Annotated in this window: 10 protein-coding genes and 1 pseudogene; 7 read left to right on the top strand and 4 right to left on the bottom strand. The window is 66.2% G+C overall.

The genetic code is table 11. The features are described 5' to 3' along the window. Positions 1-137 (bottom strand): annotated as a pseudogene (locus BST13_RS16835) (MspA family porin); the annotation flags it as partial. Positions 138-278: 141 nt separating this feature from the next. Between BST13_RS16835 and BST13_RS16830 the strand changes: the two are divergent. The 4 genes from BST13_RS16830 (at position 279) to BST13_RS16815 (ending at position 4,290) form a co-directional block, all read left to right on the top strand. Continuing rightward, positions 279-770 carry a metallophosphoesterase family protein gene (locus BST13_RS16830; RefSeq protein WP_083165170.1) on the top strand — a complete coding sequence of 164 codons (492 nt, stop codon included), beginning with the start codon at positions 279-281 and terminating at the stop codon, positions 768-770. A 128-nt stretch (positions 771-898) separates the two neighbouring features. Next, positions 899-2,056 (top strand): TIGR03364 family FAD-dependent oxidoreductase, encoded by a 1,158-nt coding sequence (locus tag BST13_RS16825; RefSeq protein ID WP_083165157.1) that lies wholly within the window; start codon positions 899-901, stop codon positions 2,054-2,056. Between the two features lie 23 nt (positions 2,057-2,079). Next, the gene (locus BST13_RS16820) at positions 2,080-2,778 is read left to right on the top strand and encodes a phosphonatase-like hydrolase (RefSeq protein ID WP_083165156.1); all 699 of its coding nucleotides are present in this window, start codon (positions 2,080-2,082) and stop codon (positions 2,776-2,778) included. A 177-nt stretch (positions 2,779-2,955) separates the two neighbouring features. Beyond that, on the top strand, positions 2,956-4,290 hold the full coding sequence (locus tag BST13_RS16815; protein WP_083165155.1) for an MFS transporter: 1,335 nt from the start codon (positions 2,956-2,958) through the stop codon (positions 4,288-4,290). A 66-nt stretch (positions 4,291-4,356) separates the two neighbouring features. Here the strand turns inward: BST13_RS16815 and BST13_RS16810 are convergent, their stop codons facing one another. Further along, positions 4,357-5,094: a GntR family transcriptional regulator gene (locus tag BST13_RS16810; protein WP_083165154.1), complete on the bottom strand. Its 738-nt coding sequence runs from the start codon at positions 5,092-5,094 to the stop codon at positions 4,357-4,359. An 87-nt stretch (positions 5,095-5,181) separates the two neighbouring features. On the opposite strand from BST13_RS16810, the gene BST13_RS16805 reads away from it, so the two are divergent. Beyond that, a complete protein-coding gene (locus BST13_RS16805) occupies positions 5,182-7,059 on the top strand; it encodes an alkyl/aryl-sulfatase (protein ID WP_083165153.1) in 1,878 nt (625 codons plus the stop codon). A 73-nt stretch (positions 7,060-7,132) separates the two neighbouring features. On the opposite strand, the gene BST13_RS16800 is transcribed toward BST13_RS16805, so the two are convergent. Continuing rightward, positions 7,133-7,888, bottom strand: coding sequence for an SDR family NAD(P)-dependent oxidoreductase (locus BST13_RS16800; RefSeq protein WP_083165152.1), 756 nt, complete (start codon positions 7,886-7,888; stop codon positions 7,133-7,135). A gap of 19 nt (positions 7,889-7,907) precedes the next feature. On the opposite strand from BST13_RS16800, the gene BST13_RS16795 reads away from it, so the two are divergent. Continuing rightward, on the top strand, positions 7,908-8,516 hold the full coding sequence (locus BST13_RS16795) for a histidine phosphatase family protein (protein WP_083165169.1): 609 nt from the start codon (positions 7,908-7,910) through the stop codon (positions 8,514-8,516). A gap of 9 nt (positions 8,517-8,525) precedes the next feature. After that, the gene (locus BST13_RS16790) at positions 8,526-9,548 is read left to right on the top strand and encodes a phosphotransferase family protein (RefSeq protein WP_083165151.1); all 1,023 of its coding nucleotides are present in this window, start codon (positions 8,526-8,528) and stop codon (positions 9,546-9,548) included. Between the two features lie 3 nt (positions 9,549-9,551). On the opposite strand, the gene BST13_RS16785 is transcribed toward BST13_RS16790, so the two are convergent. Continuing rightward, positions 9,552-9,959 (bottom strand): LapA family protein, encoded by a 408-nt coding sequence (locus BST13_RS16785; RefSeq protein ID WP_083165150.1) that lies wholly within the window; start codon positions 9,957-9,959, stop codon positions 9,552-9,554. Positions 9,960-10,001 lie beyond the last annotated feature (42 nt).

The raw sequence follows: 10,001 nt of genomic DNA, 5'->3' as shown, positions 1-10,001 counted from the left end.
GTCCGATCCTGGCCGTCGACCAGGCTCAGCTCATTGTCCAGACCTGCGTGCGCGGTACCGGTGCTCACGAACAGGGTGGCGAAGGCACCAGCCATCGCCACCACCAACGCGGTCAGCACCCGACTCAATGCCTTCATCTTGTCTTCCTGTCTCCGGTCGTAGTTGGCTCGTGACGGTAGGTCGCGAGCGTGTCTCAATTAGGATTCGGTGAGATCTCCCTCAGAGTTACAGCACCGTACACCTCTGCTGTCCCTTCTGCACCACGTACGGTGGATTTTGTGCGGCTGCTCCTCATCGCAGACACCCACGTCCCCAAGCGCGCCCGCGATCTCCCCGTTCCGGTCTGGGATGCGGTGGATCAAGCAGACGTCGTCGTCCACGCCGGCGACTGGGTGGATCCGTCTTTGCTCGACACGTTGAGTGCGCGCGCCCGCTTACTCGTGGGGTGCTGGGGCAACAACGACGGCGCGGAGTTGCGGCGACGCCTGCCCGAACGTGCCGACGTGACGCTGGAGGGATTGCGGTTCACCGTCGTACACGAGACCGGCGCGGCGACCGGGCGGGAGGCCCGGATGGCCAAGGCCTATCCGGACACCGATGTTCTGGTGTTCGGCCACAGTCACATTCCGTGGGACACCACGACGAAAACCGGTCTGCGCCTGCTGAATCCGGGATCACCCACCGACCGGCGCCGCCAGCCGTTCTGCACCTACATGACGGCCGACGTGGCAGGCGGTGTGCTCTCCGGAGTCACCCTGCACGAGCTCTGACCCTGCGCTGCTGGGCCTCACCGCTGGCCGACGCGAACCCCTCCCACCCACGTCCTACATAGGTATATGAGTCTGCATTTCAAAAAACTTGTATTGACAAGTGAGGTGATAGGGACCACAGTAATCCCATGGCAAATCAGCAGAGCTACGACGTCGTCGTCGTCGGCGCCGGCATCGTGGGCCTGGCGCACGCGTATCACGCCCACGAGCGCGGCCTGAGCGTCGCGGTTGTCGATCACGCCGATGGTGTCGTCGGCGCATCGGTACAGAACTTCGGCCACGCCTGCATCACTGCCCAGTCGGGTGTCGCGCGGGACTATGCGCGCCTGGGCCGCGGGCACTGGCTCGACCTGTCCCGCAAGGCGGGCTTCTGGTCCGCCGAGGCCGGCACCTACTGCGTGGCCCGCCATGCCGACGAACTCGCGGTGATGCACGAGTTCGTCCCCACCCGCGGCGAGGACGAGGTGGTGCTGCTCGATCGCGAGCAGATCCTCGCCCGCATCCCGGTGGCCGAGGCGGGTGTCACCGGCGGCATGTACCTGCCCAACGACCTGCAGGTCGACCCGCGCACCGCGGCCCCGTCCATCGCGCGGTGGCTCGCCGCTGCCGGTGTTGATTTCCATTGGCGCACAGCGGCAACCGGATTCGCCGAAGGCGTGGTCAACACCTCGCGCGGCCCGATCTCGGCGGGCGCCACGTTCGTCACCGTCAACTACGACATCGACCGCTTGTTCCCGGGCCTGGCCGAACGCGACGGCTTGATCCGCTGCCGGCTGCACATGTTGCGAGCCCGCATGCCGCTCGGCTTCACCCTGCCCGCTCCGCTGTTCACGGGCTGGTCGCTGTTGCGCTACTCCGGATTCGAGAACCTACCGAGCACCGCGGACGTCGCGGACCGGTTGCGAGCCGAGTATCCCGGCTACGTCGCCATCGACCTGCATCAGATGTACACGCCGCAGCCCGACGGCTCCCTGCTGATCGGCGACACGCACTATCGCGACGTGTCGGCCCCGGTCTTCCAATCCGAAGAAGGATTCACGGTACTAGTTGACGAGGCACGAAAGCTGTTCGGTGTCAACGACATCGAGATCAGCGAGCGGTGGCAGGGCGTGTACTGCTCGGCGCCCGGCCAGGAATTCCTCATCGAGGAGCCCATCGAGGGCACGCATGTCGTGACCGTCACCACCGGCATCGGCATGACCACCAGCATGGGCCTGGCCCAGAGCAATGTCGACAACGTATTCGCCCGCGACGGTGCCGGCCCGCTGGCCGTCGCAACCGCCTGACCGCATCTAGAAAGGGAAACATCATGACCGACAACACAAGTCAGCCCATCAGCCTGGTCGTCTTCGACATGGCGGGCACCACCGTGGAAGACAGCGGACTGGTCCAGCAGTCGTTCCTGGCCGCCGACAGCCACGCCGGACTGTCGAAGACCGACGCCGATCGGGAGGAGATGCTGCGCTACGTCTCCGACACCATGGGCCAGTCCAAGATCGTGGTGTTCCGGCACCTCGCCCGCGGCAATGAGGAACAGGCGCAGGCCGCCAACAAAGAGTTCGAACGCTGCTACGCGCAGCTGGTCGCCGAGGGCAACTGCAGCCCCATCCCTGGTGCCGAGGAGGCCATCACGTCACTGCGGTCCCGTGGCATCAAGACCGCTCTGACAACGGGATTCGCGCGAGAGACCCAATCAGCCATCATCGACGCGCTCGGCTGGCAGAACCTCGCCGACGTGGTGCTCTGCCCCGAACCCGGAGTGCGCGGCAGGCCCTACCCGGACATGCCGTTGACCGCGCTCATGCGGACCGAAACCGATTCGGTGTCTTCGATGATCGTGCTGGGGGACACCTCGTCGGACGTCATCAGCGGACTGCGGGCCGGCGCTCGGGCATCCATCGGGGTGCTGACGGGGGCGCACGACAGTGCCCAGCTCTCTGCGGCCGGCGCGACCCACATCCTGGGCAGTGTGGCCGATCTGCCCACCTTGGTGGCCACTCTGAGCTGACAACCAACCCACCCCGGCGGCGGCCGGTCCGAGGCCCAGCCTCCCGGTCGCCGCGTCACCGCTCTTGACGTTCTCGCTCGAGAAACCAGTCACTGGCATCCGATTCGGCCATTTGGCGCTCTGCCCCGGCCCCCGCCAGTTCACCGTCTGCTTCACGCCCACCAGAGGTGCATTGTCATGTCCCACGTCACCACTTCCGCGCCACCAACCATCGCCCCGCTCTACAAGCGCTGGCGCATCCAGATCTTCGCCGTCACCTGGATCGCGTATGCCGGCTTCTATTTCACCCGTCAGGCCTTCTCAGTAGCCAAGCTTGGCATCCTCGAAGATCCGATCCTGAGTACCACCCTGACCAAGAGCACGCTGGCGAACCTCGACGCGGCGTACCTGACGGCGTATGCCGCAGGACAATTCGTCTGGGGCCAGGTGTCCGACCGGTTCGGTCCACGGGTGGTTCTCCTTGGCGGGCTGGCGATCTCGGCCATCGCTACGGTCTTCATGGGTCTGCTCCCGGCGCTCGTGTTCCTGCTGCCGCTGATGATCGTGCAGGGGCTTGCCCAGTCGACGGGTTGGTCCGGGACGCTCAAGAACATGGCCCAGTTCTTCTCGATCGGGGAACGCGGCAAGATCCTGGGCATCTGGAGCACCAACTACGCATTCGGCGGCCTGGTGGCCGCGCCGTTCCTCGGCTGGGTCGCCTACGACATGTTCGGCACCTGGCGGGCCGCATTCTTCGGTGGCGCAACCGTTGTGGCCATCGTCTTCGTGCTGATGTTGCTGTTCCAGCGCAACGATCCCGCGGATGTCGGGTTGCCCCCCATCGAGGAGTACCGGGCGAACGCGGACGCCGAAGAAGGTGTCGAACTCGACGACTCGCCCGAAGCCGAGGCCGTTGCCGAGCCGACGCCGTCCTGGCGGGAATCCCTGGTGGCCGTGCTTGGCGACAGCATGGTGAGAACCCTTGGGATGTCTTACTTCCTGCTCAAGCCCGCCCGCTACGCCATCCTGCTGTGGGGTCCGGTGATCGTCGCCGAGCAGCTCGCGGACGGCGACAAGTTCCAGGCCGTCACGGTTCCCATCGCGTTCGGTGTCGCGGGCGTCGTCGCCCCGATCCTGTTCGGCCGGATGTCCGACCGCATGTTCAAGGCCCGCCGGGTACCGGTCTCCGTGATCAGCCTGGCGATCCTGGTGGTGGTGCTCGCACTGTTCGCACCGCTGACCGCAACCGGCAATGTCTGGATCATGGTCGCGATGCTGAGCGTGATCGGCCTGAGCGTCTATGGCGCGGATGCCATGATCTCCTGTGTCGCGGCAGTCGATTTCGGAACCTCCAAGCACGCCGGAACCGCCGCCGGACTGATCAACTGCTGCGGATCGGTCGGGGCGATTCTCGGTGGTCTACTACCCGGGTACCTCAGCACCTCGATGCTGTTCTACGGGTTCGCCGGGGCTGCCTTCGTCGCCATGCTGCTGCTGATCCCGCACTGGAACCGGATGCCTGCCGCCGACTAGGGGCACTGAAACCGGGGCCGTGGCTGCGAATCCGAGGGGTTGCAGCCACGGCCTCGTTGTCTCTGGCTACGTGCGCGGGTCGATGGTCTTGGCGTTGACGATGCTGAACGCGACCATCTCGGGACGGTACCGGTCGTCGGCGTACTCGAACACGCGGCCGTTCTGATCCCGCGAGGTGCGGCGCTCACGCAGCAGCGGACTGCCTGCGCCGATGCCGAGGTTCTCGGCGTCCACCTCGGAGGCCGCCACCGCGTCGAGCACATGCTCCATCGAGTCGAAGTAGACGCCGCGGCCCGCCAGGTAATCAGTCATCGAGCCGGAGTCGGTGTCGAAATCGAACAGCAGCGAGCCCACGGAGTCGATGAAGGTGCTGCGCTCGATCATCGCCGGTTCGCCGTCGAGCAGGCGTACCCGCAGCACGTCGACCACGAAGTCGGTCGCGGCCAGGTCCAGTGCGACCTGAGCCGGTTCAGAGGGCCGCCGCCGCGCGATCTCGACGGTGCGGCTGCCGGCGGTGCGGCCATTGCGCTGTGCCCACTGGGTGAAGGGAGTGAACGTGTCGAGCGTCTGGGTGGCGTCGTGGCTGCGGACCACTGCGGGTTTGCCCTGCGAAAGCCTGATCAGCCCTTCGTTTTTTAAAGTCGCCAACGCTTGGCGCACTGGGCCGCGGGACACCCCGAACTCGGCGCACAGCGCGCTCTCGGTGGGCAGGGACTCGCCGATCAGGTAGTCGCGCCGGATGATGCGCTGACGCAGTTCGCCCGCGACGTGGGTATGGCGGGGCAGCGCGTCGGACGAAGCCATTGCCGCACCACCCCTTCTGCCGGTCGTCAAGACATAGTAATCAGGAAGTTCACGTGCTCGGCGTCGCCGGATGGCAGGCTCGTCAATATGGAGCAGAAGCCGCCCACCGACGTCATCACATCCGCCCACCGCGCCAGCTTCGACCGGCTGCCATTTGACGACACCCGCGATTTCGCCGACGCCGACCGCGGGTTCATCGGCGCATTGGAACCCTGCATCGTCAAAGCTGCCGACGGTCGGGTGGTGTGGGACAACGATTCCTACGGGTTCCTCGACGCGGACGCGCCCGACACCGTGCACCCGAGCCTGTGGCGGCAGAGCCGGCTGTGCGCCAAACAGGGACTCTACGAGGTGGTCGAAGGCATCTATCAGGTTCGCGGGCTCGACTTGTCGAACATCAGCTTCATCGAGGGCGGCACCGGCATCATCGTCATCGACCCACTCATCTCCACCGAGACCGCCGCGGCGGCACTCGCGCTGTACCGGGCCCACCGAGGCGACCGCCCAGTGGTCGCGGTCATCTACACCCACAGCCACGCCGACCATTTCGGCGGCGTGCTCGGCGTGACGAACCAGGCCGACGTCGACGCGGGCAAGGTGGCGATCATCGCGCCGGAACACTTCACCGAGCACGCCGTGCAGGAAAACGTCTACGCTGGAACCGCAATGGCCCGCCGGGCCGGTTACATGTACGGCGCCGCGCTGGCCCGCGGCCCGCAGGGGCAGGTGGGCTGTGGGCTCGGTCAGGTCGGCTCCACCGGCGAAGTCGCGCTGATCGTGCCCACCGTGGACATCCGCCAGACGGGCGAAACCCACACCATCGACGGGGTCGACATCGAGTTCCAGATGGCGCCCGGCACCGAGGCGCCCGCCGAGATGCACTTCTACTTCCCGAAGTTCCGGGCACTGTGCATGGCCGAGAACGCCACCCACAATCTGCACAACCTGCTGACCCTGCGTGGTGCGCTGGTGCGCGACCCGCACGGCTGGGCGGGGTACCTCACCGAGGCCATCGACACCTTCGCCGACCGCACCGACGTGGTGTTCGCGTCGCATCACTGGCCGACCTGGGGCCGGGACAACATCGTCGAATTCCTGTCCCTGCAGCGGGATCTCTACGCCTATCTACATGATCAGACGCTGCGTCTGCTCAACCAGGGCTACACCGGTATCGAGATCGCCGAGCAGTTCCAGATGCCGCCTGCGCTGGAGGCAGCCTGGCACACCCACGGTTACTACGGCTCGGTCAACCACAACGTCAAGGCGATCTACCAGCGCTACATGGGCTGGTTCGACGGCAACCCCGGCCGGCTGTGGCCGCACCCTCCGGAGGCGCTCGGACCGCGTTACGTCGAGGCCATGGGCGGTATCGACCGGGTCGTCGAGCTCGCCCAGGGCGCGTTCGACGACGGTGATTACCGTTGGGCGGCAACCCTGTTGGATCACGCGCTGTTCACCGACGAGCAGCATGGGGCGGCCCGGCAGCTGTACGCCGACACCTTGGAACAGTTGGCCTACGGTGCCGAGAACGCGACGTGGCGCAACTTCTTCCTGTCCGGGGCGACCGAACTTCGGGAAGGTAACTTCGGCACCCCGACCCAGACGGCGTCGCCGTCCATCCTGGGACAGCTCACCCCCGAGCAGATGTTCGACACCTTCGCGATCAACGTCAACGGTCCGCGGGCCTGGGAGCTCGACATCGCCGTCGACATCACGTTCACCGATCCGGGTGACAACTACCGACTGACCCTGCGCAACGGAGTCCTGGTCTATCGCAAGGTGCCCGCCGATCCGGCCACCGCGCAGGCCACGGTCACGCTGGCGAACAAGTTGCGGCTGTTGGCTTTTGCTGCGGGCGACACGACATCACCCGGCCTGCAGGTCAGCGGAGACGACACCGCTCTGCCGGCGCTGATCGAGGTGCTGGACAAGCCCGATCCTGGCTTCAACATCATCACACCCTGAACACCACGCCGAGTGGCCAGTTGTGCACGCAAAACCTCGAAAAAGTGTGCAACAACTGGCCATTCGGCGTAACTCAGGGCAGGCCGCCGTCGGCGCGCAGGATCGAGCCGGTGGTGAAGCTCGCCGCGTCTGACATCAAAAACACTGCAGCTCCGATGATTTCGTCTGGATTACCGGCCCGCTGCAGGGCCAGATGCCCGAACGGCTCGCCTGCCATGTCCCATGCCTTGCTGACATCGGTGAGGAACGGGCCTGCCATCAGGGTGTTGACGCGCACCGTGGGCCCGTACGCTTTCGCCAGCCCTTCGGTCAGGGCGTTGAGCCCGGCCTTGGCCGCGGCATACGGCAGCATGTACTGGTCCGGACGCAGTGATCCGGACGAGCTGACGTTGATGATCGAACCACCTCCGGCGGCGACCATGCGCTCACCGATCAACGCCGACAACCGGAATGGGCCTTTGAGGTTGAGGTTGACCACCGCGTCGAACAACTTCTCCGTCACCGAGGACAGCGACTCGTACAGCGGCGACATGCCTGCGTTGTTGACCAGTACGTCGAGCCTGCCGAACCGGTCGTAGACCGCGTCGACGAGGCCGTCGAGCTCATCCCACCGGCCGACGTGGACCTGGTAGGGAAACACCGTGCGGCCCGTCTCGGCGGTGATCTCCTCCGCGGTGGCTACGCAGGACTGCAGATTGCGGCTCGCGACCACCACATCGGCTCCGCAGCGCGCCGCGCCGAACGCGATCTCGCGGCCCAGCCCGCGGCTGCCACCGGTGACCAGCACCACCCGATCGGTCAGGTCGAACAGTTCGTCGGCGTATCCCATGCGGCCATATGGTGTCACGGTGCAACTGCTTCTGGTCCGTCATGCGCTGCCTCTGCGCAGCGAGCCCGGTCAAGGTTCCGATCCGCACTTGTCGGAGGCCGGTGTCGAGCAGGCCAACCGGCTGCCTGCCGCGCTGGCCCGCTTCCCGATTTCCCGGCTCGTGAGCAGCCCGCAACTGCGTGCGGTACAGACCGCCGAGCCGGTCGCCGCGGCGCTCGGGCTGACGATCGACGTCGACGATCGGCTCGCCGAATACGACCGGGACCTGTCGCATTACGTGCCCATCGAGGAGATCGCCAAGGAGAACCCCGAGGAACTCGCCAGGCTGGCCAGCGGGCACCTGCCGAGCAGCGTCGACGAGGAAGCCTTTTCCGCGCGCATCGCGGCCGCCATCGCGGATCTGGTGGCCGCTGGCGACCACGACCAGACCGTGGCCGTGTTCAGCCACGGTGGGGTGATCAACGTGCTGCTGCACCAGATCCTGGGCACCGAGCGGCTGCTGTCCTTCCACATCGACTACGCCTCGGTGACGCGGCTGCTGTCGTCGCGCAGCGGCAAGCTGGCGGTCGCGGCGGTCAACGGCAGTGAGCACGTATGGGATCTGCTTCCGCGCAACGTGCGGTGGTAAACAGATCCCGTGACATCTCTGGAAGGTCTCGACCTCGATGCCCTGGATCGCCACCTCCGCGCCGAGGGCATAGCCCGCACCGGTGAGCTGCGGGCGGAGTTGATCGCAGGCGGCCGGTCCAACCTCACCTTCCTCGTCGCCGATGACGCTTCGAAGTGGGTGCTGCGCCGGCCGCCCCTGCACGGGCTGACCCCGTCGGCGCACGACATGGCGCGGGAATACCGGGTGGTCGCCGCATTGGCCGACACTGCGGTGCCGGTCGCCCGGGCGGTGACCATGAGCAACGACGATTCGGTGCTCGGCGCCCCGTTCCAGATGGTCGAACACGTCGAGGGACTCGTCGTGCGCAGCGCTTCCGAGCTGGCCGCGCTCGGCGACGACGCGGTGGTCAGCGACAGCGTCGATGCCCTGATCCGGGTGCTGGCCGAGCTGCACGCCGTGGATCCGGACGCGGTCGGGCTCGGCGACTTCGGCAAGCCCGCGGGGTATCTGGAACGCCAGGTGCGGCGATGGGGTTCGCAGTGGGACCTGGTCCGGCTGCCGGATGACCCGCGCGACGCCGACGTCAAACGACTGCACCAGGCACTCGCCGAGACTATTCCGGCGCAGAGCCGCAACTCGATCGTGCACGGGGACTACCGCATCGACAACACCATCCTGGATGCACAGGATCCGACGACGGTCCTCGCGGTGCTGGATTGGGAGCTCTCGACGCTGGGCGACCCGTTGTCGGACGCGGCGCTGATGTGCGTGTACCGCGACCCCATGTTCAATCTGATCCTGAGCATGGAAGCCGCGTGGAGCTCGCCTCAGATGCCGTCGGCCGACGAGCTCGCGAACCGCTATTCGGTGCAATCCGGCCAGGACCTGGCGCACTGGGACTTCTATATGGCGCTGGCCTATTTCAAGGCAGCGATCATCGCAGCAGGTATCGACTTCCGTCACCGCCAGGGTTCCGAAGCCGACGGCAGCTCGAGTGTCGGCGCGGCTGTGGCCCCCGCGATCGCGTCGGGGCTTGCCGCACTGCGCTGAGCGTCAGCTGCGCAGCGCAGCCTTCAGATTCTTCTTCGCCGTACGGCGTAGCTGGAAGATCCGGGCGGTGCCCGCCGCCACCGTCAGCAGGCCACCGCCAACGGCGGCGCCGAGAATGGCCACACCCTTGGGCAGCGACCACCGCCAACCGAGGAAGGCCAGATCGACCGGATCGGTGTTCTGCGCGATAAAAATCAGCAGGACGATAAGAATCAGGAAACCCACGATCAGCGCTGACCAGAGCGCACCGGCCCGGGTGAACTTGGGGGTCGCCGGTGGTTGGGTTTTGGACGCCGCAGGCGGTTGTGACGTGGGCACATCCGGTGCTGGCTTGGCCGCGTCCGGCTTCGGGGCCGTGGGCGCTGGCTTCGGTTCCGGCTGATCGGGCGATGCAGGCAGATCGCTGGTCATGTTTCTATCTTTGCCCGTATCGGCGGCAAAGCAAACAACCGG

Origin of the sequence: Mycobacterium aquaticum (assembly GCF_002086485.1) — a bacterium.
Lineage (GTDB): Bacteria > Actinomycetota > Actinomycetes > Mycobacteriales > Mycobacteriaceae > Mycobacterium > Mycobacterium aquaticum.
Note: the sequence above shows the minus strand (reverse complement) of the source record. Positions and strands in the feature narration are given on the sequence as shown.